Source organism: Veronia pacifica (assembly GCF_001707825.1).
GTDB classification, from domain to species: domain Bacteria; phylum Pseudomonadota; class Gammaproteobacteria; order Enterobacterales; family Vibrionaceae; genus Veronia; species Veronia pacifica.
On the sequence record NZ_LYBM01000038.1, the window covers coordinates 1 to 24,542 of the forward strand.

General features: G+C 45.4%; 23 protein-coding genes and 3 pseudogenes. 14 read left to right on the plus strand and 12 right to left on the minus strand.

The window, feature by feature from the left end; genetic code table 11:
- Positions 1 to 746, minus strand: a pseudogene (locus A8L45_RS25040) (hypothetical protein); the annotation flags it as partial.
- 186 nt (positions 747 to 932) lie between these two features.
- Here A8L45_RS25040 and A8L45_RS24650 point away from each other — a divergent pair.
- From A8L45_RS24650 to A8L45_RS17525, 8 genes are all read left to right on the plus strand, one after another.
- Positions 933 to 1,106: a hypothetical protein gene (locus A8L45_RS24650; RefSeq protein WP_175402015.1), complete on the plus strand. Its 174-nt coding sequence runs from the start codon at positions 933 to 935 to the stop codon at positions 1,104 to 1,106.
- 480 nt (positions 1,107 to 1,586) lie between these two features.
- Entirely contained in the window at positions 1,587 to 2,774 is a 1,188-nt protein-coding gene (locus A8L45_RS17495; protein WP_068904657.1) for a UDP-N-acetylglucosamine 4,6-dehydratase, read from the plus strand.
- A gap of 10 nt (positions 2,775 to 2,784) precedes the next feature.
- Entirely contained in the window at positions 2,785 to 3,945 is a 1,161-nt protein-coding gene (locus tag A8L45_RS17500) for a LegC family aminotransferase (protein WP_068904658.1), read from the plus strand.
- A gap of 67 nt (positions 3,946 to 4,012) precedes the next feature.
- Positions 4,013 to 5,173: a UDP-N-acetylglucosamine 2-epimerase gene (gene neuC / locus A8L45_RS17505; RefSeq protein ID WP_068904690.1), complete on the plus strand. Its 1,161-nt coding sequence runs from the start codon at positions 4,013 to 4,015 to the stop codon at positions 5,171 to 5,173.
- A gap of 10 nt (positions 5,174 to 5,183) precedes the next feature.
- Positions 5,184 to 6,257: an N-acetylneuraminate synthase gene (gene neuB / locus A8L45_RS17510; protein WP_068904659.1), complete on the plus strand. Its 1,074-nt coding sequence runs from the start codon at positions 5,184 to 5,186 to the stop codon at positions 6,255 to 6,257.
- A complete protein-coding gene (locus tag A8L45_RS17515) occupies positions 6,250 to 6,918 on the plus strand; it encodes an acetyltransferase (protein WP_068904660.1) in 669 nt (222 codons plus the stop codon). Before neuB ends, A8L45_RS17515 begins: the two co-directional genes overlap by 8 nt.
- On the plus strand, positions 6,915 to 7,970 hold the full coding sequence (locus A8L45_RS17520; protein ID WP_068904661.1) for a nucleotidyltransferase family protein: 1,056 nt from the start codon (positions 6,915 to 6,917) through the stop codon (positions 7,968 to 7,970). The genes A8L45_RS17515 and A8L45_RS17520 overlap by 4 nt, the downstream gene beginning before the upstream one ends.
- A 2-nt stretch (positions 7,971 to 7,972) precedes the next feature.
- Positions 7,973 to 8,674 (plus strand): acylneuraminate cytidylyltransferase family protein, encoded by a 702-nt coding sequence (locus A8L45_RS17525; protein WP_068904662.1) that lies wholly within the window; start codon positions 7,973 to 7,975, stop codon positions 8,672 to 8,674.
- Positions 8,675 to 9,087: 413 nt separating this feature from the next.
- Here A8L45_RS17525 and A8L45_RS17530 read toward each other — a convergent pair whose 3' ends face one another.
- The 5 genes from A8L45_RS17530 to A8L45_RS17550 all read right to left on the minus strand — a co-directional run bounded on the left by A8L45_RS17530 (position 9,088) and on the right by A8L45_RS17550 (position 15,221).
- On the minus strand, positions 9,088 to 10,353 hold the full coding sequence (locus A8L45_RS17530; RefSeq protein WP_083228399.1) for a phospholipase effector Tle1 domain-containing protein: 1,266 nt from the start codon (positions 10,351 to 10,353) through the stop codon (positions 9,088 to 9,090).
- 262 nt (positions 10,354 to 10,615) lie between these two features.
- Complete coding sequence (locus tag A8L45_RS17535) at positions 10,616 to 11,098, minus strand: GNAT family N-acetyltransferase (RefSeq protein WP_349267004.1); 483 nt, start codon at positions 11,096 to 11,098, stop codon at positions 10,616 to 10,618.
- A 49-nt stretch (positions 11,099 to 11,147) separates the two neighbouring features.
- Positions 11,148 to 11,720 carry a hypothetical protein gene (locus tag A8L45_RS17540; protein ID WP_068904665.1) on the minus strand — a complete coding sequence of 191 codons (573 nt, stop codon included), beginning with the start codon at positions 11,718 to 11,720 and terminating at the stop codon, positions 11,148 to 11,150.
- Between the two features lie 181 nt (positions 11,721 to 11,901).
- On the minus strand, positions 11,902 to 13,881 hold the full coding sequence (locus A8L45_RS17545) for a methyl-accepting chemotaxis protein (protein WP_068904666.1): 1,980 nt from the start codon (positions 13,879 to 13,881) through the stop codon (positions 11,902 to 11,904).
- Positions 13,882 to 14,318: 437 nt separating this feature from the next.
- The gene (locus A8L45_RS17550) at positions 14,319 to 15,221 is read right to left on the minus strand and encodes an EamA family transporter (protein WP_068904667.1); all 903 of its coding nucleotides are present in this window, start codon (positions 15,219 to 15,221) and stop codon (positions 14,319 to 14,321) included.
- Positions 15,222 to 15,415: 194 nt separating this feature from the next.
- Between A8L45_RS17550 and A8L45_RS17555 the strand changes: the two are divergent.
- Positions 15,416 to 16,791, plus strand: a pseudogene (locus A8L45_RS17555) (aminotransferase-like domain-containing protein).
- Here the strand turns inward: A8L45_RS17555 and A8L45_RS17560 are convergent.
- Positions 16,781 to 17,242 carry a GNAT family N-acetyltransferase gene (locus tag A8L45_RS17560; RefSeq protein ID WP_068904668.1) on the minus strand — a complete coding sequence of 154 codons (462 nt, stop codon included), beginning with the start codon at positions 17,240 to 17,242 and terminating at the stop codon, positions 16,781 to 16,783. The pseudogene A8L45_RS17555 and the gene A8L45_RS17560 overlap by 11 nt on opposite strands.
- A gap of 156 nt (positions 17,243 to 17,398) precedes the next feature.
- Between A8L45_RS17560 and A8L45_RS17565 the strand changes: the two genes are divergently transcribed.
- The 3 genes from A8L45_RS17565 (at position 17,399) to A8L45_RS17575 (ending at position 19,514) form a co-directional block, all read left to right on the plus strand.
- Positions 17,399 to 17,623 carry a ParD-like family protein gene (locus A8L45_RS17565; RefSeq protein WP_068904691.1) on the plus strand — a complete coding sequence of 75 codons (225 nt, stop codon included), beginning with the start codon at positions 17,399 to 17,401 and terminating at the stop codon, positions 17,621 to 17,623.
- Entirely contained in the window at positions 17,616 to 18,392 is a 777-nt protein-coding gene (gene map / locus A8L45_RS17570) for a type I methionyl aminopeptidase (protein ID WP_068904669.1), read from the plus strand. The genes A8L45_RS17565 and map overlap by 8 nt, the downstream gene beginning before the upstream one ends.
- Positions 18,393 to 18,698: 306 nt before the next feature.
- Positions 18,699 to 19,514: an alpha/beta fold hydrolase gene (locus A8L45_RS17575; protein WP_068904670.1), complete on the plus strand. Its 816-nt coding sequence runs from the start codon at positions 18,699 to 18,701 to the stop codon at positions 19,512 to 19,514.
- 111 nt (positions 19,515 to 19,625) lie between these two features.
- On the opposite strand, the pseudogene A8L45_RS25735 reads toward A8L45_RS17575, so the two are convergent.
- The 5 genes and pseudogenes from A8L45_RS25735 to A8L45_RS17600 form a co-directional block, all read right to left on the minus strand.
- Positions 19,626 to 20,224 (minus strand): annotated as a pseudogene (locus A8L45_RS25735) (pentapeptide repeat-containing protein).
- A gap of 93 nt (positions 20,225 to 20,317) precedes the next feature.
- Positions 20,318 to 20,758 (minus strand): YtoQ family protein, encoded by a 441-nt coding sequence (locus A8L45_RS17585; RefSeq protein ID WP_068904671.1) that lies wholly within the window; start codon positions 20,756 to 20,758, stop codon positions 20,318 to 20,320.
- A gap of 215 nt (positions 20,759 to 20,973) precedes the next feature.
- Positions 20,974 to 21,486 carry a lipocalin family protein gene (locus A8L45_RS17590; RefSeq protein WP_068904672.1) on the minus strand — a complete coding sequence of 171 codons (513 nt, stop codon included), beginning with the start codon at positions 21,484 to 21,486 and terminating at the stop codon, positions 20,974 to 20,976.
- Between the two features lie 153 nt (positions 21,487 to 21,639).
- The gene (locus tag A8L45_RS17595; protein ID WP_068904673.1) at positions 21,640 to 22,332 is read right to left on the minus strand and encodes an alpha/beta fold hydrolase; all 693 of its coding nucleotides are present in this window, start codon (positions 22,330 to 22,332) and stop codon (positions 21,640 to 21,642) included.
- Between the two features lie 115 nt (positions 22,333 to 22,447).
- Positions 22,448 to 23,323: a CE1 family esterase gene (locus A8L45_RS17600; protein WP_068904674.1), complete on the minus strand. Its 876-nt coding sequence runs from the start codon at positions 23,321 to 23,323 to the stop codon at positions 22,448 to 22,450.
- A 181-nt stretch (positions 23,324 to 23,504) separates the two neighbouring features.
- Between A8L45_RS17600 and A8L45_RS17605 the strand changes: the two genes are divergently transcribed.
- Both A8L45_RS17605 and A8L45_RS25045 read left to right on the plus strand, forming a co-directional pair.
- On the plus strand, positions 23,505 to 24,062 hold the full coding sequence (locus tag A8L45_RS17605; protein WP_068904675.1) for a GNAT family N-acetyltransferase: 558 nt from the start codon (positions 23,505 to 23,507) through the stop codon (positions 24,060 to 24,062).
- A gap of 166 nt (positions 24,063 to 24,228) precedes the next feature.
- Positions 24,229 to 24,474, plus strand: a complete 246-nt coding sequence (locus A8L45_RS25045; protein WP_217492179.1) for a VOC family protein — start codon at positions 24,229 to 24,231, stop codon at positions 24,472 to 24,474.
- The last annotated feature ends 68 nt before the right edge of the window (positions 24,475 to 24,542 follow it).

Consider the following 24,542-nt stretch of genomic DNA (forward strand, 5'->3'; position numbering starts at 1 on the left):
CTACCTTGGCATCCACAGTTACCATAGCCACCATAACTGCCGTAGCCGCCAAGTCCATAGCCATCAAAAAAGCCGTCGCCATAGCCATGGTTATAGCCATAACCGTACCCATGGTTATAACCGTTACCGTAGCCCTGACTGTAACCTTGGTTGTAGCCATTCCCAGCACCAGCTCCATGACCAGCTCCGTTTCCGTGTCCAACGCCATCTGGCTTGTAACCGGATGCACCAGCTGGGCCGCCTAATTCGAATTCTTTCTTTCGAATTTTTAAAATGTCAATTTTGAAATTTACTCTTTCAAGCAGGTGTTCTCTCTCTTTAATTTTGTTTTGTGCATTGTGGCGATTTGCTTTCGCATGCTTGAGGTTTAACTTGTATTTTTCAATGTGTTCTTGTCTTTTCGGGCTGTAGTGTTGTTTTTGCTGCTCTTCAAGGTGATGGATCTTATTCTCAAGCCTTTTGATCCGTGCAATGTGTTTCTGGAGCAACTCTTTCTTTTTGTTTAGTTGTTCTTCCAACACCTGTTTTCTGTGTTTCTGTTGTTTGAGTTTTTGTAGCGTGGTTGCTTTGTCAAAATGGTCGGCTTTTGTGGTGTAAAAGTGCTTAAAAGCCTCTATATCCTTTGGGCCATCGTAAATGCTTGTCGCACTGATGCCACCGTGTGTTGAATGATCATGATCGTCGTATGGATTATACGCTCCACCAGATCGGTAGTGTCCTCCTCCTACTCCACCTACTGCTACCATCTGTTATCCCCTCATTTTTACTGTTTTAAGTGGTCCTGAACATCAAATATATGCAACAAGATCTTCAATAATTTCCGATACTTTTTAACTGTTAACTCTACTTTAAGAGCTCAAAAAAGTGACTTCAGTTGGTATGTGACTCAATGAATCCGATAGTTCCCTGGTCAAAAAGAGAGACTGGCAAATATGATGCTTAAAGATTCGCCTGAAAAAATCGAATTAGCTGAAGTCATCGCTCTGTATGGACTAAAAATAATTATTAAATTAGAGAGTTATGAGGTGTTTTTTTTCGCTCAGATTCAGTGGTCTGCTATACAAGTTGAACGAGAAGCGTATAATTGGGCGAAAAAAAAATTTTAAAACAAATGCTCTATTCAGAATAAATTTATCACTTTAAATACAACCAGTTGCATTCAATCAATTGCATTATATTTACCGTGTCAGGACTTTGCAGCGCAGCGACTACCAGATAGCTATTATTTGGAAATCATTAGTCGGTTATCAGTGAAGTTTTGTGGCAGACGCATTTATTCATGAACCGCACAGAGATTTTATTACCTCGCTAGGTTACAGGTAAGCATTTTCACTCAATATTGTCTGGCGTGTCCGTGCCTTCATAATAACCCTCTGAGATAGGTTGATTAGTACTCAACAGATAAATGTTATTTGCATTTTCAGCGGTGATGTTTCATCCGAGATTAAAAACAGTGCGCAGGGTTCGGAAAACAAGATAAAAATTGGGTGGAAACTGCTCGTTGGTTGAATTAAGTATTACAGTAAAACATAGGTTTAACGTCATATCTGCCAGCGTTAGTCTGCAAAGTTAACCAAAGGAAAATTATGTCTACCATCTTGCCTCTTATCGGCCGTCAACATGCATTGTTTACATCAGATATTCTTGCCAGTGAGGAGCGTTTGTCCAAAGAGGTGTCCGGCTCACGTTTTCTGGTACTTGGAGGTGCTGGCTCTATTGGGCAGGCGGTAACCAAAGAGATTTTCAAACGGCATCCCAAGAAGTTGCACGTAGTCGATATCAGCGAAAATAATCTTGTTGAACTGGTGAGAGATATTCGTAGCTCCATGGGATATATCGAGGGCGATTTTCAGACATTTGCGCTCGATATTGGGTCAGTGGAATATGACGCTTTCATCCAGTCTGATGGTCAGTATGACTATGTATTAAATTTATCAGCGCTGAAGCATGTCCGAAGTGAAAAAGATCCCTTCACTCTGATGCGGATGGTTGATGTCAATATTTTCAATACCGACAAGACGATTCGTCAAGCGATAGAGAGAGGTGTAAAAAAATACTTTTGTGTCTCGACTGATAAGGCTGCTAATCCTGTCAATATGATGGGGGCGTCAAAGCGGATCATGGAGATGTTTCTCATGCGAAGAAGCGAGCAGATAGCCATTTCCACCGCTCGTTTTGCCAATGTAGCTTTCTCTGACGGCTCGTTGTTGCATGGCTTTAATCAGCGTTTGCAAAAACATCAACCCATCGTGGCACCAAATGACATTCGGCGTTATTTCGTCACTCCGGAAGAATCGGGCGAGTTATGCCTCATGTCTTGTATTTTCGGTGATAACAGAGATATTTTCTTTCCAAAACTTAGCGAGTCACTGCATTTGGTAAGCTTTGCTGATATTGCAGTCAGTTATCTGAGGCAACGTGGTTATGAGGCGTTGGTTTGCAAAAATGAAGAGGAGGCGAGGGCACTTGCCAAGGTGCCTCCTGAAGGCAAATGGCCCTGTCTGTTTACGACTAGCGACACGACAGGCGAGAAAGATATTGAAGAATTTTTCACTGCGAATGAACAGTTAGACATGCAGCGATTTGAGCATCTGGGGATCATAAAAAATGATCTCGATTACGTCTCGGAAACGCTGCTGATGTTTGAGCGGGAAATTGACCGTATGAAAGCCGAATTAAGCTGGACGAAAGATGATCTGGTGGCGTTGTTTCACCAGATACTGCCAGATTTTGGGCATCGTGAAACCGGCAAATACCTTGATGGCAAGATGTAAGGTGCCCGCAATGACTCCTAATGACCTTGTCGATTTTGTCAGAGACGTATATACCAGTAATGCGTTTATTCCTTTGCATGCGCCTGAATTCAATGGCAACGAGAAACAGTACGTGTCCGAGACCATTGACAGTACGTTTGTGTCCAGTGTCGGTCAGTTTGTTGATGAGTTTGAAAAGCGTGTTGTGAATTATACTGGCGCCTCTGCCGCTGTTGCGACAGTGAACGGGACAGCGGCACTTCACACGGCGTTACACCTCGCTGGCGTGCGTCGCGGCGAGATAGTTATCACTCAGGCGCTTACCTTTGTAGCAACCTGTAACGCTATTCATCATATGGGTGCAGAGCCAGCCTTTGTCGATGTGTCGCCACATAGTCTCGGCATGTGTCCTAAAGCGTTGGATGAGTTTCTTCATCAGCATGCTGTTTTACGTGACGACCACTGCGTGATTAAGTGCACAGGTCAAGTTGCTCGTGTCGTTATGCCCATGCATACCTTTGGTCACCCCGTCGAGCTGGATGAGTTATTGACTGTGTGTCAGAAGTGGAACCTGATATTGGTGGAAGATGCTGCCGAAAGTCTGGGTTCTTTGTACAAAGGCAGACATACGGGTACTTATGGTGATTATGCTGCGCTCAGCTTTAATGGCAATAAAGTTATCACAACTGGTGGTGGCGGTATGGTGCTGTGTAAGTCTGAGATATCTGCAGAGCGCGCCAAACATTTAACCACCACTGCTAAAATATCCCATCCCTACGAGTTTTATCATGATGAAGCGGGTTTTAATTACCGGATGCCGAACATTAATGCTGCGTTAGGGTGCGGGCAAATAGAAAAATTGGACACGCTGTTACAAAGGAAGCGGCGTCTAGCGTTAAACTACCTCTCTTTTTTTAATGGCACTGATTATCGCTTTGTTGAGGAACCGGATTATGCGCATTCCAACTACTGGCTCAATGCAGTTCTGTGCCCGGATAAAGAGAGTCGTGATCAGTTCTTGAAGGTGACCAATGACGCCGGGGTGATGACCCGACCGGCCTGGCAGTTAATGCACCTGCTTCCAATGTACTCCTCGGCCTTGCGCGGTGAGTTGACCCAATCTGAGTATATTGCAGCCAGACTGATTAACCTGCCAAGTTCAGCCCCACCATTCGAGCAACCTGCGCCATAAAGGAAATAACTCAATGCCGCAAAAGAACCTTTCTGTAACGCGCCAACACAATAACGAGAGCAAAAATGTGCCAGCAACAAACAAAAAGGTCGCTGTGTTTACTGGCACACGCGCTGAATACGGTTTGCTCTATTGGTTATTAAAAGATATCGAAGCTGACCCCGGACTTCACTTGCAACTTCTGGTTTCTGGATCTCACCTGTCGCCTGAGTTTGGTGAAACCTACCGCCAAATTGAACAAGATGGCTTCGCCACGAGTGAAAAGGTTGAGATGTTGCTGTCGTCAGATTCACCTGTTGGCACTGCCAAAAGTCTTGGGCTCGGTATTCTCGGTTTTTCCGATGCACTCAGTCGCATGCAACCTGACGTACTTGTCGTGTTGGGTGATCGCTTCGAAGCATTGGCGGTGACACAAACCGCATACATCCTAAAGATCCCGGTGTTGCACCTACATGGTGGTGAGATCACCGAGGGAGCCTATGATGATGCATTTCGCCATGCGATCACCAAACTCAGTTATCTTCATGGCACGTCAACCGAGTCGCATCGCCAGCGCGTGATCCAATTGGGTGAATCTCCGGACCGGGTTAAAAACGTCGGCGCAATAGGTCTCGATCATTTAGTTCGCGGCGAGTTTCTCTCACAACAAGCACTCTCTGACTCAATAGATTTTACCTTGGATCGTCCTTTTTTTGTGGTGACATACCATCCAGTGACGTTAGCCAGCGAGGATCCGGAAAAGAGCTTTGATGAGTTATTGGCCGCCCTCGATCATTTCCCCGATCACAAGGTCATATTGACTTATCCCAACGCTGATGACGGTGGAAGAAAAATTATCCCTATGCTCGAAACGTATGCAGCAGAGCATACTGACAGGGTGCTTGCTATTCCCTCTCTGGGCCAGGTCCGATACCTTAGCGCGATAAAACATGCCGACGCAGTGATCGGAAACTCTTCCAGTGGGATCATCGAAGTCCCTTCATTCGGTGTACCTACCGTAAATATTGGCAGTCGACAATTAGGGAGGGCAGCGGCAAATTCTGTCTTTCATGCCGAGCCTGAAGAGGCATCAATTTTGCAAGCGATTAATAGTGGTATTTATTGGCGTAATAAACATCCAAACCAGCCGGCCGATAACCCGTATGGGGAGGGGAAAACCAGTGAACAGGTGATTGCGATGATCCATGCTCTGGACTTCAATCCATGTAAAACATTTTTTGACCTTTAGAGAGAGTATCATGACCTTGATTATTGCTGAGGCGGGTGTCAATCATAATGGCGATGAAAAACTGGCCTTTAAGTTGGTTGATGCTGCTGCTAAAGCTGGTGCTGATATTGTTAAATTTCAGACGTTTAAAGCAACTGAGTTAGTCACAGAGCAGGCGGTACAGGCTGATTATCAGGTGGCGAATACTGGAAAAAAAGAATCTCAGCTCTCAATGCTTCGTCGTCTTGAACTATCTCCTTCCTGTCACTTTGCTCTGGCTGAACATTGCAAGAAGCGGGGGATTGAGTTTCTTTCAACCGCATTTGACTCTGTCAGCCTACGTTTTTTGGTGGATGAGCTCGGCATCCAACGTCTCAAATTGCCGTCCGGTGAGTTAATCAATGCCCCCTTGGTGTTGGAGCATGCCAGAACAGGGCTGGATATGATTGTCTCGACAGGTATGGCGACGCTCTCTGAGGTGGAAGCAGCATTGGCAGTGATTGCTTTCGGTTACACAGCGGGTCATGACGCGGCACCGAGTGAGGCGGCATTCCGGCAAGCTTATTCCTCTGTTGAGGGGCAGGAGGCACTCAAAAGTAAAGTGACTCTACTGCATTGCACCACCGAATATCCTGCACCAATGTCAGATATTAACCTGAGAGCCATGGATACCTTGTCTGAACATTTCTCGCTTGCTGCTGGATACTCAGATCACAGTGAAGGTATCACTATTCCGATTGCAGCTGTTGCCCGCGGGGCGGCAGTGATTGAGAAACACTTTACTCTTGATAAAACTCTTAATGGCCCAGACCACAAAGCATCCCTTGAGCCGGATGAACTTGTTGCTATGGTGACTGCTGTGAGACAGGTTGAAACGGCGTTGGGTGATGGAATTAAAGCGCCCGCAGCGTCAGAAATAAAAAACAAAGCCATTGCACGAAAGAGCTTGGTCGCGGCATCAGATATCAAAGCGGGAGAAGCCTTTTCTGACGCTAACGTAGCAATAAAACGCCCGGGAACAGGTATGTCTCCTACAGCCTATTGGCAAGTGCTTGGCTCTTGTGCAAGCAGAGCCTATCAGGCAGGGGAGTTGATTCATGAGTGAGGGCAAACACCTGCCGTTAGTGATCATTGGCGGGGGCGGACATGCCAGCGTATTGGTCGACATGCTCCGGCAGCAACAGCGACGCATTCTTGCGGTGATCTCTCCCGATCTCATTGATCGCGGTGAAGTATTTGGCGAGATAAAACAACTGACAAGCGACGAGGATATCCATCAGTTTGGCTGTGACGATATCAGGCTGGTAAATGGACTGGGGATGCTACCGGGGCAAAACCTCCGTCGTAAGGTTGGAGAAAAGTTCAGAGAACTTGGATATCGGTTTGAAACCGTCATTTCTTCGAAGGCCATAGTGTCACCATTCGCTACCCTCGCCGAGGGTGTGCAGGTTATGCCCGGGACGGTGGTTCAGGCTGGTAGTCAGATTGGCCAACACAGTATCATCAATTCCGGCGTGATCGTAGAGCATGACAGCCAGATTGGTGACTGGAATCATATCGCCCCCGGCGTGACCCTGTGTGGACATGTCAGTACAGGTGATGACGTATTTATTGGAGCAGGCGCAACCGTCACCCAGATGGTTTGCATTGGCTCTGGAGCTATTGTCGGTGCGGGTACGACGTTGACAGAAGAGCTGGCTGCCCATCACATCTGCTACCCGGCTAAAAATACACAGCAAGAGATAAAACCAAAGGTGACACTATGACACAGAGTTGGAGAAACGTTCTTATCCGCCCTGACAGATCAATTCGGGAAGCTCTGGAGATCATAGACAGAGAAGCATTGCGGGTGGCGTTGGTAGTATCAGAAGAAGATCACCTTTTTGGCGTAGTCACTGACGGCGACGTCCGTCGCGGATTATTGAATGATATTTCGATGTCAGAGCCTGTTTCCCGGGTAATGAGTACATCACCGATCACTGCCTCAGTCAGTTCCACCCGTAAGCAGTTAATTGATCTGATGGAGGAGAAAAATATCCTTGCGGTGCCATTGCTTGATGGCGAAAAAATCTGTGGCATGGAGACCTTGCATGGTGCGTTAAACAAACCCAAGTTAGACAATCCGGTGCTCTTAATGGCTGGGGGGTTTGGTACCCGCCTCAGGCCACTTACTGAAAGCAGTCCCAAGCCAATGCTCAAGATTGGTGATAAGCCGATTTTGGAGACGGTGATCCGAAGCTTTATGAAAGCGGGTTTTGAAAACTTTTTTATCTCCACTCACTACATGCCCGAAAAGATCCATGAGCATTTTGGCAATGGCTCGGTATTAGGCATAAACATTACCTACATCCATGAGGATCAGCCTCTGGGAACAGGGGGTGCTCTTGGGCTCCTGCCAACAGATTTACCTGACGACAAGCCGCTGATTGTGATGAACGGTGATGTATTAACAACTGTCGACTTCGAACAATTAGTCAATTTTCACACTGAGCATGGCGCAGATGCCACCATGTGCGTCCGTGAATATGAATATCAGGTTCCTTACGGCGTGATTAATGGCAAAGGCAATAAAATTGTCAGTATGGAAGAGAAGCCAGTTCAGCGCTTTCATGTCAACACTGGCATATATGTCGTTTCTCCCCATGTTTTCCGCTCTGTTGAAAAAAATGAAGCCATCGATATGCCGACATTACTTGAGCAGCAAATGCTGGAGCGCGATAACGTGCTAATGTTTCCGATTCATGAGTATTGGCTTGATATTGGCCGACCTGATGATTTTGACCGTGCACAACAAGACATTGTTCGACTGGGTATTTAGTTATGCTGTTCGGAAAAAAAGTGATGGCAGTGATACCCGCACGTGGCGGCAGTAAACGCCTGCCACGGAAGAATATTTTACCCCTGGCCGGCAAACCTTTGATTGGTTGGACCATAGAAGCCGCGCAGCAAAGCCAATATATTGATGAGGTTTTCGTCAGCACTGACTGCAGTGATATTGCCGATGCAGCCGCTTCCTTCGGTATTCGAATTCCTAAGCTTCGGGCAGCAGAGCTTTCGGGAGATACCGCAACAAGTGCGTCAGTACTCGTTGATGTGCTAACCACGTATGGCAAACATATCGATATTGTTGTTCTCCTGCAGCCAACGTCTCCACTCCGGCGAGCAGAGCATATCGATGAAGCGCTTGAAATGTTCGCTGAAAAACAAGCATCGAGCGTTATTTCGGTGACGCCGTGTGAGCACAGTCCTTTGTGGGCAAACACATTGCCGGAAGATCGATCTCTTTTCAATTTTATCCGACGAGAAGCAAGTGTACGCTCTCAAGACCTTCCGCAATATTATCGCCTCAATGGTGCCATTTATGCCCTTGATGCCCGACAGCTAGTCCGCTCAGGCAACATTGACTTCAATCTAAATGCGTTCGCATATGTGATGGAAACCACAAACTCGATTGATATTGATGTACAGCTTGATTTAGATTTTGCCGAATTTTGCCTATCAAAACTGCCCATCCCCAGATGAGAACTGGTTTCAACATGATATTGATTCTCGTTTGAATAATTTTCCTCAGTAAAAAAGTGGTTGAATTTTGTATCCGGAGAGAGATACTTCCGTGTGATATTCATTACAAATATTTACAATTTCGTGTTTCATTATTTTATGGTCATGGAGCGTTCGTTTTGATCCCGGATAAAAGACTGCTATTAACCCTATTTTGCTTCACTCTTGCCTTAGTGATGTATTTCGTCGGCCAACAATACAGTGCAATGTCTTTGTTGTTGCTAGGTGTCGTTTTTGAAGGCGCATTCTGGTTTGGCGTCTGGGGTACACGACATACACAGTCGGACTAGTCAAAGAGAGCGGTGAGCCAGTCAAGGCGTGTTATTTGTGGTAAAGCTGATTACTCATACATATCAGCTTTATGACTACTCTCCTTATTTGACGAGAGACAAACATCCACTTTCTGTCTTGTATCGCAATCCTCCGTTTACCGTCTCAAAGCAAGAGGCGAAAGCGTCTTCCTTATGCCATTGGAACTCAAAAGGTGCTGGCGCAATGTGTCTCAGCCGTTCAATGACTGAATGGTGAACCTTGAGTAAGTTATTGTTATAGCCACTATAGCGGGAGTAAGCCGCCAGGTTTCGGTTTTGCTTCCGATATACTAATCCCCATAAACCAGACTCTGGATCATGTGTTTTATCCTTAATGTCGGCAAATACCTGAGTATTATCTGGTGTCAGGCGATAGGCTTCGATCTGATTTAACATCCAGTTCAAAGACACACCACTGATATGGGTGTCATCATATCCGCCACCAACGTCAGAATGTGCGCCTGCAAACCAGACTTCGTCAACAACGTCATCAATCACTATCCACGGACAGGTGCGGGTCAGATCAGGATTGGTCAGCAATACAGGGGTAAATATGCGGGCTCTGCTGTCATCAATCGCTACAGCGTGCGCCGCTTTTTCAATATTACAAAGCTGGTCGCCATAACGTTGATTTGGGTCACGCCAGTTTTCCTCATAATCTGGAATACCCAGCGCCTCCACTGTATCCCACAATCCCATAAATTTTACATCGACTGGCACAGGGTCACGGCCCAATACGGCTTTGACTGCCTCTCGCCTCTCGTCTTCAGACTTTATCCCCTTATATGCGTTATAAATTGCTTCGATGTAGGCGTATTTTTGCTTTTGTGGAATGGAGGAGAGGTCTGGAAGGCCAGCAACGTAAAGCATCGCGGCGAGTATTCTTGCTGCAAATGCACCGCGACTGAAGCCAAAAAGATAAATGTTATCGCCACGTTCATGGTGATAGTTTTCGGCTAGAAATAAGTACGCCTCCCTGACATCGTGTCCAATACCCCAGCCAAGTGCCATCCCCAAGACTCGCCCATCAGTTCCCACGCCTTTTATGTAACTTGAGCGAATGAAAGGCGTATTCTGGAGTGTCACAAGATTATGTAACTTAGAGACATTGGTATGACTGGACTCGTTATTCGCGGTGCCATCCAGAAACACAGTGAGGCTGACTGGACCTGAACTGTCGCTAACAGGGATATGATTGACGGCTGTCATTGACTGACAGGCTGAAAGCGCAGAAATGCACAGCATTGCAATGAGTATCCGAACACAGGGGATAAATCTTGGCAGAGAATAAAAATAACGGACAGCCTGAACCGATGTCGTATTTTGCATACTTTATTTATAAGTTTTTATTTTTGATCATAGGCTTAGAATAGTAAATTTTTAAACCTGCGCCTGTCTTATAACAAAGATCTTGCCACCTTGATCAGCATCGTGAACATATTTAGTGACTGTCCATATTCAATTTCACTAAAACGCCGGATCGACATGGTCAGAGATGAAATCTCTATGTTGTCTGTAGATAGTTTTTAGAAAATGAAATACCGGACAAATGAAAGACTGAGCAAATGATAGATATTCTCTTAGGGGGCTACTAACTAGGCCATGTATCCAGAAAGAGCTCCATAAGCTGACCTTTTGGTCCCTCATGGCCTACTGGCCGCCAGCCGTGTTTTTGATAGAACTTTTTTCCACCTGTGTTGTTCCAATAAAAGCGTAATGTCGCTTTTTTGCAGCCTCTGGCTTTGAACGCATTCAATGCATATTGCTGCAACTGTTCCCCGAGTCCTTTATGGCGATACTCGGGGATCAGATAGAGCAAATTAATGTGACCAAACAAGACTCCTTCGTGATCCTCAAGCGCGTTCCTGAACTCTACCTGTCCAATGCACTCACCTTTGTTCATCACGAGATAAAAACCGACGTCCGGGTGTGTGCTGATTGCCTGATACCAGTTCTTTGTGATGTCTTCATCGAACCCTTCAGTATGACCAAAGCTTAACTGATAGGCATCTTTGCGGAAGCCAAGACACAGTGAAAGGTGGCGAGATAAATCGACGGGTACAAACTGCATCATGGCTCCTGGGTTGAACGTTTATAGGCGAAGAACAATTACAATCACAGTGTTATTTAAAGTTTATACTCCCCGTTTCAACCAGTAACGTAAGTGTAGAAGCAGAGGTTGACTGGGTATTTACCAAGGTACCTTCTGCACCCAGGGGGAATGTTCTTGATACCAATGAATAGGTGTTTTTGCCCTCAATACCGCCGATATCTACCTGCGCAAAAGCTTTTTTGAAGTTTGTAGAATGTCGGATATCTGGCGCATATATTTCGCCCAAATCCAGTGAAATAGAGTGACTATACTTAGGATCGATTTCAACCGTGATAATCGTCCCTTCGTTGCGGCCTTTGCCAAAACACGATGTCTTGTGTTCCACCTCAGAGTGAAGTCCCGATGTGTTGATGGCTAAATCAGGAACACACTTTCCTTGTGGCCGATAGCTAATGCGATGTGGCTCATCCATTGCGTGCTCAGCAATTTTTACCACCACGGTACCCTTGTCGATATTCACTGAGGGCGCAGAGAGATTCATCTCTGGTTGGCCGGAACACCCAATGGACAAAAAGCACAACAACAGGCAGCCACTTTTAAGATTTGCATTCACTTTTTTTACTGACGGTCTAGCTTTTGACATATGGTCCTCTGCCTTTTTTATTATTTTCTTCTCGCGGAAAATGTTAGCAAACCATGTTTACGACAGATGAAATATTATTTTGGTGTGACTCTAAAGGTAATTAAAAAGTGATTAGGTCTTTAGTGTGGAAATAAAAAATAGGGAAATTAAAACGGCTCGCTGAGAGCCGTTTTAAAGGTGGTCAGACTGTAAACTGATTCATTGAAGACTGGAGTTGTGCGTTGTTGGCATTAAGGTTTTGCGTTTCTTCGACTGCCTTATCCATCTTTCCTGCCGTCTCAGTGCTCAGGTCATTGACTCGGTTGACGTTCTGACTGATGTCCGCCACGACTTGCGTCTGTTCCGCAGTCGCGCAGGCAATCTGCTCTGCCTGAGCTTGAATACCCGTGATAGCGTCCATCATTTTTTCAAGCAATTGGGTCTGTTCACGTGCGCTTTCAACGGTATCGTTGGCCTGACTGCGGTTTTGCGACATGACAGCATCAACCTGATGGGTCTGGCTTTGCAGTTTTTCGATGATCTCGCGAATGCTTATAGTCGATTCCTGAGTTTTGCTTGCCAGGTTTCGAACCTCTGATGCCACGACTGCAAAACCTCGGCCCTGATCTCCTGCCCGAGCCGCTTCAATCGCTGCGTTGAGAGCCAGCAGGTTGGTTTGCTCGGCGATATCACCAATGACATTCAGAATCTGACCGATTTGATCGACATCCTGCCGTAACTGAGTCACCATTTGTTCAGCCGAGATAATATCAGCCGTCAACTGCTCAACTTTTGACGTTGATGCAGAGACACTGGCTTTACCGTTCGAGACCAATGTTTCTGCATCTGAGGTCATCTCCCGGGTACGATCTGCATTGTTTGAAATCTCATTCACAGCATGGCCCATCTCGGTGGCGGCGGCAGCAATAAGTTCCAGCTCATTTTTCTGAGCATTAATGGCGTCGTGGGTATCTACGACAACCCGCTGCATTTCTTCGCTGTTTTGTTGAACCGCCCCCGCCAGTGTTGTGCTGTCAGAAACCAGATGATGTATTTTTTCAGTGAACAGATTGAACGCGCTCGCGACCTGTCCAACTTCATCCTTACGTTCGTTGTCGAGGCGTTGTCGTAAATCGCCATCACCTTGCGCAATTTCGCGCATCGCTTCCGCGGCATTGTTCAGCGGGAGCAGTGCTCGCTTGGCGAATACGCCAATGGCTGCAACAAGCATGGAGAGACAGACAGCAGCAAAGAATAATGCGCTCATTGTCGCCGATTTAACAGGCTCGTTTATCAAGGTGGCAGGTACCATTAATGCCAAAGACCATTGCATATTAGGCCATTCTGACTTAATGGTGCGAACTGCAAGCACTTGCTCCTGTCCCATCCAGGTAACATGCTTAAAGGCGGTTTGATATTGAGCATCAACATTGACCAAAGATGAAAATCCTTCGCCCTGCTGATCCAATTTATTCAAGGTCAGCGACTTTAATTCCTCAGGTTTCTTACCTGAGAAGAGAACGACGTCGCCTTTTTCGTTGAAGACAAATGGAATGCCTGCTCCTTGATACCTGAGGTCGTCGAGTAGACTCTTTTGAATCCCGGTAACATCAATATCTGCTCCGCCAATGTAAAGCAGTTTTCCGGTCTGATCGTATACTGGCGAGTAAATTGCGCCACTGAGATTACCCGTCCGGATATCAATCGCGGTAGTGAGCCATGGTTTCTTTTCTTTGATTGAACGCTGCCACCAAGGTCTTGATTTGAGATTGACCTTAGGGTCGAAATAGCGACCTGATAAGTCATAGTACTCGCCTGTACTACCAACGGCGAAAAAGGTAGTGATTAGCTTTTGGTCCTGATCAGCCAGTGTTTTGATATCGCCCTGAATTTTTTTGAAAAGAGGGGTATCGTAGGGGATATCTTCGCTGGTTCTTTGTTGAGCAAAAGTACGAATATCACTATTGCTAAGAAATACATCGACGATGGCTTGATAGCGCTGGAAATAACCTCTGGCAAATTCCGCTTTATCGGAGATTTGCTCTGAAAGCGCGCTATGTGCGTTTTCTTCGGTTAAATCCGAGATCTGGCAAACAGCAATCCATGTGGCAATACCAGCGATAATTATCGCAAGAAAACTGGTTCCAAAAATCAGTTTCCTAACAATAGACATATTTTTCATTCCCGACTCCTTTGAAGGGGATAATGGCAAGTCCGTTTTGTACGGATCTGGGTATAAGCGTTTTACTTCGGGAGGTATGGGTTATATTTCTCCATTGCCGTCAATATTGCCCCAAGAATCCCCAGTGCATATCAACAATAAGAGAAAAAGTGAACCAAGATCTCTTCATGGAAATAAAAAGATTGTTTCATGAAGTAAGTTTTACATTACGTTTTACGTAACAGTTATCAGTAGAGCAGATGGTGAGCGAGAGTTTACCGGGGGATATGGCGTTCTTCGACAATGAAGTGCCACTTAGAATCTTCGTTTATATACAAAATCACAGGGTCAGGCAAATACGTTGTTTGTGTCATTGTATTCTTTGCCTGACACACGTGAATATAAAATCTGGCTTATCAATTATTGGTATCAGTCAACTAAAGGCTGTTATTAAAAACCTACCTTGTTGAATTAGCGTGTTGATGTTTTGCCGACGTATTTTGCTTTTTTACTGGCCCTATAACAATCATCAGTATCCCACACAGAAACAAACCACAGGCGATAATTTGAGGATTTGTAAGTGTCTCGCCATACATCAGATATCCGCTGAGCAGAGCAAAGATCGGTACCAAAAGGGTCAGCGGTGCTACGGTACTCAAAGGGTATCGAATCAGTAAATTATTAAACACCCAGTATCCGAAAAGGGTAGTGGGGTAGGCTTGAAATAGTATCGCCATACTTGTGTCCACATCCCACGCATGAAATGACTCTATTATCACAGCATCACCATTTATGAACAGGGTGAGAAGAACAAGCGGTATTGGAGCGAACGCCATTCCCCACACATTAAATGCAAAGGCCTGCTTCACTTTTGCTGATTTCACAATGACACCAACCAATGCCCACGAAATGGCCGAAAGCGTCACCAGAATAAGTCCAAATAGAGTCACGTTACCGTTGGTGTAGATAACTGACACTATTAGCCCTGCGATGGCAAAGGAGACGCCAAACAGCTTTCTTTTTGAGAGTCTTTCATTAAAAAAGAATACACCGACAAGAATGCTGAACAGTACATTTGTTTGCATCAGAACGGATGACATGCCAGATGATAATCCTGCAGTAATAGACCACGATGCCATGCCCCACACACCGACACCGAAAACGACACCATAAGCGACGAGGTAGCGCCATGCTACGTCGGGTTTGCGGATAAAAAAGATCATAGGAATAACTGCTGCTGTGAAACGCGCTGCTGTGGCGAGTAATGGATCGACAGCAGACACGCCCATCTTGATCATTGAAAAGTTAAAGCCCCATATCAGCATAACCAATGTTGCCAGAGCTAAGTCGCGTGTTGACATTGTTTCTCCTTAATCCGCGATACTGTTTGCTCAGTATGAACAGCATTTTTCTTTAGGTACAGATACAGATAAAGCAATAAATATCAGTACAGTTTGTAATGTGAGTACCACATTAATCTATAAAAATATCCGTTTAGTCTTATCTGAAAAAAGCGTACAGTTTTCTAAATGGATAAAATATGGGTACAGATAGGATGCGATACAAACAGCTGGCAGAATCTTTCATCAGAGATATTAATGATGGCAAGTTAACGCGGGGGAGTAAAATGCCATCGTTGAGGATGCTGGCTAATCAGCATGCAGTCAGTGTTTCGACGGCAGTCAGTTGTTATCAGGAACTGGAGTCTCTGGGTTGGATAATTTCTCGCCCAAAAGCAGGCTTTTATGTCGCGGCAAAACCCCTGCAGCATTGCAATAGGCCTGATCTTCTGCAGTTTGTCAGTCAGGTCACTGAACCCACTACCAACATCGTACAGCCTAACCCATTGAATGGGCCTCTTGGTGTATCCAGTACAACAATGGACAGCAAAGCAAAAACGGCTATTGAGAGGAGCTTTCGCTGCGCTTTCAAAAGGCTCGACGATCGTCTGAGTCACTACCCGGATTATCAGGGGGAGCCATTACTGCGGCAGGCACTTTCACAACATTTTTCTCATCACGGGTTTGCATTCAAATCAAATGAGCTGGTTATTACAGGCGGCTGTATGTCGGGAGTGAAGACAGCATTGGAAATATGTACCTCAGCGGGTGATGCCGTCGCCATTAGTTCTCCATGCTTTAACGGGCTTATCACCCTTCTGGCGACCATGGGGCGGAAAATAGTTGAGATCCCCTCAACAGAGAGTGGGATAGATCTTGACCAACTTGAGTGTCATCTTGAGCAAGGCCACATCAAGGCAGGGTTGTTTTGCACTACCCATATGAATCCGCAGGGCATTACCATGTCAATTGAACAGAAAAAGCGGCTGGTGGCGTTGGCAACTAAGTTTCGAACCCCCATTATTGAAGATGACGTGTACATTGAATTGTCTCATCAGGAAACATTCCCATTACCCGCAAAGTACTTTGACCGACACGGCTATATTTTGTGGTGCGGTTCGATTTCGAAAACACTCTCTCCCTCTTATCGATTGGGATGGTGTCTACCCGGGCGTATCTCACAGAATTCATCGATTTGTTCGCTGCGGGCAGTTATGGAATCTCCAGTCAGATTCAACTGACATTGGCAGACTTCATTTTAAACGGTAACTATTCTGCCTATTTACGACGAAAAAGATTTCAATTACAGGCCAGTAAACGGGAATACACCGCTTACCTAACCAATGAACTTGGCGATAAAATTCGTATCAGCCAGCCTGATGGAGGGTTGGTGCTTTGGCTCCAGATCCCCGGAGTGGATTCTGAGCGTTTGAACAAACACCTTGCTGAAGCATGTGTAGATGTCAGGCATGGCGCGTTGTTCACGTCTTTGAATTTATATCGAGATTGCTTTCGGATTAATATGGGTCACGATTTTACCGAGCCCGCACAAAGCGAACTGAAAAAGTTGGTTTCGGCCATTAATAATTGAGACTAAGAGCTTTTGCGTTGGTGGCATTCCAGCAATAGTAACTGTATTTGCTACATTCTTTGTACAAAATAAAACCGTGTCTCTGGTACAAAGATGCAGAAGGGTTGCCATGAAAAACGGCAAGCCGAATGCCAGTTGGTGATTCCGCGAACATTTTCTGAAGGCGTTTAACGACAGCAGTGCCAATACCTCTGTTTCTGAAATCGGCAGAGACAAAGAACTTACGTAAAAATGTCACCTCATCTTCCTTTTCCAGACAAAAAAATCCAGCTCTTTCACCATTGTACAAAATGATAACTGGCGGCGTTTTACGCCATTCTTCGTTGTAAAGTTGGTGTTGAAAATCGGTGTCCCAGCCAAAATGTCTAGTTATATAGGCGCACTCGCAATCAGTCCGAAGGTCAAATGCCCAGTTTTTATCTTCTTTTTTGGCAGCTCTAAATGTGATCATAGTTTCATTCTTCCATTTTTTTCAATAAGTTAACGCTAAATGGTCACCGGAAATACACTCATGATCATGACAGTTTATTTTTTCCGACATATTTCACAACAAGAATTATTTGATTTATATATATTTCATATATGTTTTATATACAAAGTGTCGACTATGGGTATTGTTAAGATTTCTGAAGACCTTCACGAAGAAATTCGAAAGGCCAGTAGTGTCATGTCGCGTTCAATTAACTCTCAGGCAGAGTTTTGGATCAAAATGGGTATGCAGGCGGAGCTTCATCCCAATCTGTCGTTTAATGACTTGGTGGCTCAGATGATGAGTCAGGCCAAAGTCTGTACCGATAATCTGGCATCTAAACCGGATCAAGCTGATGACTAGACCCGTGAATATTAAGTCACAGCAAGAGATTATGCTGATGAATAGGGCAGGCCAGTTACTTGCCACGGTTTTCAGAATGCTGGACAGCATAGTCAAACCGGGAATAACCACGATGGCTATCAATGATTGTGTTGAGTCATTCATTGTGAATGAACTGCGAGCACGTCCAGCGAGTAAGGGACAGTACGACTACCAGTTTGTACTCAATTCATCGCTTAATGATGTGGTATGTCACGGTGTCCCGAGCAGCAACCAGAAATTAAAAGACAGCGATATCTTGAACATTGATATCACGCTGGAGAAAGATGGCTTTATTGCTGATTCAAGTAAAATGTATCTTATGCCACATGCAACTCCCCTCGCTCGACATCTATCAGAGGTCACTTATCAGGCAATGTGGAAAGGCATTGAGCAGGTAAAGCCGGGTGCAACACTTGGGGATATTGGCCATGCTATTCAGCGATATGCGGTGAGTCATGGCTATAGCATTGTGCGTGAGTACTGTGGTCATGGTATTGGCCGAGAAATGCATGAAGCGCCTCAGATACTGCACTATGGTGAGCCGGGGACAGGAATGACGCTGAAACCGGGTATGACGTTCACGATTGAGCCGATGGTGAACCAGGGGAGCGCCAAAGTGAAAACGAAGAGAGATGGCTGGACAGTTGTCACCCGTGATAAAAAGCTTTCCGCCCAGTGGGAACATACAGTATTGGTTACTGGCTCCGGCTATAAGGTGCTGACGTTGCGTGAAGAAGAAAAGTGTTAAAACGCTTTTGGTCGTTTCTTTTGGTAGGTTAATGCGTCGTAGGTTCAGACTGTATCTATCTTGAGTAAAGTGCTGAATGGTTCGTGCGAGGTGAAGTTAGCCACGGAGAGGGGGGCTAAGAAGCGTTCAATAATGATGCAGTTGCCTCTCCGTTTGGTTTTAGCCGCAACACATCAAGGCTGTTTTCTTACAGTCTACGCTGCGAAAAACGTCTCTTTGTTATTGAACATTTTTCCAATGAAGACCGAGAGTTAGCCTTGATGTTAGTGGTATGATTGCCATGAATAACCATACATGGATACCACAATGAATACATTTGAAATTGAAGGTCAGAAGCTGGCTTATTTAGACAAGGGTGAGGGGCCGGTGTTGCTGTTTGGACACAGCTTTTTGTGGGATAGCCAAATGTGGGCCCCACAAATTGAGGTACTGAGCCAGTCTTATCGTTGTATCGTGCCTGAGCTGTGGGCACACGGCAAGTCTGATGCGGCTCCAGCTTCTATGACCTCCTTGGTTGACTATGCTCAGCATTTGTTGGCATTGATGGACCATCTCGACATTGAGCATTTCTCCATTGTTGGTCTGTCTGTTGGCGGTATGTGGGGGGCGGAGCTGGTGTCTCAGGCACCTCAGCGAGTCAAGTCTCTGGTACTGATGGACACATTTATTGGTCTGGAACCCGAAATTACCCATCAGAAATACTTCGGTATGCTCGACACTATCAGTCAGCTGAAGGCTGTCCCTGCGCCGATTATTGATGCTGTCGTGCCATTGTTCTTTGCTGATAACGCTGAGAAAGACAACGCTGCTATTGTTGCATCTCTCAAGCAGTACCTTGGAAGCTTGACCGGTGAGTCTGCAGTCGAGGTTGCCCGGGTGGGACGTATGGTCTTTGGCCGCCGCGATCTGATTGAAGAAGCGGAGAAATTCGCCCTGCCAACCTTAATTGCAGTAGGCCGTGAGGATAAGCCGCGCCCGGTATTTGAATCCTATTTAATGAATGATTGTATTACTGGCAGTGAATTGGTTGAGATCCCCAATGCGGGTCATATCAGCTCGCTGGAGCAGCCTGAGTTTGTCAATGACATGCTGCTGCGTTTCCTAAGTAAGGTTTACGCATAATAGTTTGCGGAATAAAAAACTCGGCGCAGCGCCGAGTTTTTTTGGTTCAAACGTTCAGACATTTTGCCGATAAAACGTAACTAGGCTCGCTAATATTGCCGAATGAGAGAGTCAGTCCACCAGCTCAATATCAAGGCTATTAAGTAAGTTCAATGCCTCGTAGCGTGAAAACGTCGCCCCTTTTATTTGATTTTCTAAAATGTCGATAGCGTATGCGGTTGAATCGGTGAAGTCCACGTCCTGCAAGTTAGTACGCATAAATAAGCTATACGAGAAGTCACTGGCGACCATTTTTGAACGGACAAAATTCCCTTCTCTGAAGTCCACATCGTGTAATTTACACTCGTCTATTGCTAACTCATTTAGCGTCAAGCCAAAAAACGAGCTGTCATTTAAAATACAGCGCTCAAAAGTCAATTCAAAATCAAGGTGGTAGACCGGCCATGTTGCTTTGGTCCAGTCTACGCCGACGAGTTTGGTATCCAGAAACCGGATGCCAAATAGTTTTGATGCTGAGAGATCGGTAAGGCTTAAATTACACCGTTCGAATACACAGTTGGTAAATTTACAACGTTGAAAAATAGCCGATGAGAAATCACAGTCTGTAAAATGGCACTCTTCAAATTCGACATCAACAAACTCCTCGTAAGAGGAACTGAGTTTATGGAAGAGTGATCGACATAGCTTTCGTTATTATTGATCTCTGACATTACTACCTCTGGTTAGCCCAACACTGACATGCTTTATCGTGAGGTAATTCTGTATCGGATACAACGAAAATTCAGCGAGTCAGATACGCTAATTTATTTACTGGTAACATATTTGAGCAGTTCCACCACCTGTTCTGGCGTCTCGGCCCAGGCCATTGCTGCACCATCAACCTCTTTGAGTGGATGGATCAGAGAGTCATCGTGCAGTGTAATAAACGGCTTACCAAGCGCAGCCAGCATGCCAGCGTCAAATGCGGCATTCCATTGACGATATTTATCGCCAAAACGCACAACGCCGATATCGCATTGTTTGATCAGCGTCGAGGTGCGAATGGCATTAACTTTTGACGATTGATGATCGCGCCAGAAACCCGATTCGTTCTCTCTTAACACATCACCAGCTGCATCACTTGCATCATGATCAGTGTTTGCCGAGTGGAACACGATACTGAGTCCCTGTTGCTCAGCACCATCGATGATGCGCTGACGCCAATCGGTATGAATTTCTCCGCTGAGGTACACATTCCATATCATTTCTTGCTTCCTTTTCGTGTTATCTATTTATGAGTTATTGAGCTGACGATGGCAGAGCAGTCGCTGTCCACCCTCTTAAAACCCCTGATGCATAAATTGTACACAATAATAAAAAGCATTGCACACAGAGTTTTACCAAAATAATTCAGCATATTAATGGGTATTCAGACTGCTAAGAATATGTCGGATTCTTCTGGTCTGAGATATCCGGCTGTCTACTCCTGGTCAACGTAGATCAGAGCGTCGGTATCGAAGCCCCGTGATTTGGCCTCGGCAACGAATTTATCAAGGATATCTTGGGAAACTTGTGGTGTTCGGGATAACAACCAGAGGTAGTCAGTGTCAGGGCCGGAAATAAAAGCATACTGATAGTTTTCTTCCAGTTCAAAGATGACGTAAGAACCGTAGAAGGGGCCGAAAAATGACACTTTCAGGTAACCTTCTGACTTCGTTTTTACAAAATAGGCTTTGCCTTCAGCCTCTTGCCATTCATTGTCCTTGTTTGAAAAGCCTCGGTTTATGACTTTGACACCGCCATCAGGTCTGACACTGTATGTGGCAGTGACCTGATTTAGCCCTCGCTCAAAGGAGTGGTCTAAACGGGCAATTTCAAACCACTTGCCAAGGTATCGGTCAAGTTCAAAATTATCAATGGGAGAGACTTGCTCAGGCATCCCCAAGCAACCGCTTAATAGAGAAGCGCTGATGAATGTGAGGAATTTTTTCACTGAAATCTCCTTTCCATGTTTTTATTAACGGCTCAAGTTTCTCATAGAATGTGTTTGTTACATATCACTAAAAACACCTTTATATTGTTCTTTTCCGCTAATAAATAAAGCGCTAACGTTGCAATATGCTGACATTTTGGTATCGAGGCTATATTACTGGCTAAACCAGCTATTTATTTGTTCAGCAAGCTCCCGCGGCTTTTCCAGCGGCAACATATGACCTGACCCAGAAGTTCGGATAACGGAAACCATTGGATTCTTGCTGAACTGATTGAATCCAGTTGCCATAAGCAGGGGATCGTTTTCACTAATGTAAAAATGGGTAGGGAAGTTGAATGATTGTATGGCTTCCGTTAGATCCTCGCGCTCTGATGTTAGTTGATACTGGCTGACGAAGGTCTCAGATCCTAATTCTTTGTCCATAGAAAGAATGATCTCAATATTGCTATCACTTACGTTTCTTTGATCCAGTAGTGACGCTGCTTTTCTTTGGCTGATGCCGTGATAACCGTTACCTTTCACCCAATGTAGAATCTGTTTACGCTGCACTTGTTCCTCATGGGGCAGACCTGCGGGATTGTTAGATATGACAAAAAGCTTGCTTACTCTCTCCGGGTAACGCGCTGCAAAAGAACATGCAATGTAACCACCAAGAGAGAAGCCAATCAGACAGGACCTTCCATCGTCCATCATGTCTTCATATTCATCAGCTATTTGAGCGAAGGTTTTGTTCGAGGGAATATCAAGAAATACAGGCTCAATGGTGGGATTGAGAAAAGGGGCAAGCTTTTCCCACAGCCTTTTGTTACACATGGTGCCAGGTATAAAATACAGCCGTTTGTTCACATTCACTTCCTCAATCAATCCACTGACTGTTGCCCGATAACAATATCTCAAACGTGTTTGATGGGTGATCTGAATTTGGATAATTCAGGATCTTACAGGCCATATTGTGGCCTTATCAACGTTTACCATTAAGGTCATATTGGGACAGAAACTGCCAAAGCTGCTCACTTGTGTTTAGACCATCGGTACCTTGGGTAAACCAGATATGTTCGCCCCCTACGACCTTGTAATGCTCAACCGCTATCCCACTGTTGTTATTGATATATTGTGAGTATTCGACATTGGCATTTTGTCGGGTATTAGTCGGGGTTGTTTCTGTACCGTTAAACTGGATCCAGTGATTAAGGACTGTCTCAACGGAGTTCCAATCTTCGTCTCCCTCATAGGGGATAACACTGTCTTCCGTGCCATGAAAAATGATCACGGGTATTGGACGCAATGGATTACAGTCTCCATCGAGCATGGTGCCTGACACAGAACCAATAGCCGCGATCTTATCACTTAGTTGACAAGCGAGCGCATAACTGAACATACCGCCATTTGAGTATCCGACTGCGTATATTCTTTCAGCATCTATGGTGTAACTTTCTGAGAGTTGCTCAATCAGCGCGCGGGTGAAACCAAGGTCGTCGGCACTACTTTTATTATCGGGACCTGGCAGGCTTGCATTCCAATGACTCACTCCGTTCAGCAAGCTGCCCTGCGGATATACCAGAAGAAACGGTGCAGATTGAGCTTCTGGCCTCATGTCTGCTTCGACTATGTATTCCTGAGCTTTTCCACCATAACCGTGAAAATTTAACACCACGGGCAGGGCGGTTTCACCGTCATAGTTGTCGGGCAAAATGACAGCATACTCTCGGTTAACACCATCATGGGTCAAGACGAATTTCTCACTGCCAGACGCGACCTGTTTACTATTGCCTCCACCTCCACAGCCAGTGATTAAAGCGAATGCGAAGAGAACAACAAAATATACCTTTTTATACATGATGATTCCTTTTCATTGACGATGAGGGGTGTCGGCGTCTGCCAGTATAACCACTGTCTTGACTTGAATATTTGAATCACGACGAGGAAATTGTCAGCTTTCAGCATAGCTGTCTCAAGCCAATGTATATTGGCTCATCACGCAGATAACAGAGCGCTATATTCACTGGGAGGGTAATGATTTGCAGCATGTCAGAGTGTTAGCGGAAGACACTGTCTATCAGATTCGACAACTGGTTGAGACAGACAGTGCTAGTCTCTATCGTCACTACAAATCTTGTCAGTCATCGGCAACGTTCGTGAGTTCGCCGTACCATCAACACGAGAGTGAAACGCTGATGGCGATTCAGCGCTGGCAGCAAAGTTATCAGGTATCCTCACCCAATGTACTGACTTACGGTATCGCGTTTGCCGATAGCGATGAAGTGGTGGGTTTGTTGGTGCTGGTATTCACAGATAAGCATGCAGAGATACACATCGGTCTTTCTGTCGCCCAATCGGGAAAAGGCTTGGCGACAAACGTTTGTTTGGATGGACTGAAGTATCTGAAACGATGTGGCTTTGATGAAGTAAGGACAGCTCCCCATTGTGAACACTATGCCAGTATTCGGGTTCTGGAGAAGTGTGGTTTTGAAAATAGGGGACTCCTCAAAAATTATGCGTCTTTTCCGCGACTTGGTAAGGGCATGTTTGACTGTGCAGATATGCGTATCAGTCTGTCTAAGCAGTCTTTTCTGTGAAGGGTAGAGATAAATGACAAAAGGAACCCTGAGCCATATCGAAATCAATGTATCTAATTTAAGTCAGTCCAGAGCATTCTGAGGATGGCTGCTCAATGAGCTCGGCTATGACGAGTATCAGGACTGGGATAAAGGCTTTAGTTGGCGTCTGGAAAATACCTATCTGGTGTTTGTTCAAACGGAGGAAAAACATCTTAAACCGTCTTATCATCGCTCACGGACCGGGCTCAACCACCTGGCATTCAATCTTCCCAGCCGTGACGAAGTTGATATTCTCACCGCTAAATTAACGAAGCGGGGTGTTCGCGTGTTATACCAAGATAGACATCCTCACGCGGGTGGTGCTGCTCATTATGCTGTCTATTTTGAAGACCCGGACAGGCTAAAAGTGGAATGTGTTGCCATTACTTGAAGTACAGGTTTGTTTGAGCCGCACAGCGAGCACAAAAAAGGCGAACCAAGAGGCTCGCCTTTTTTTCA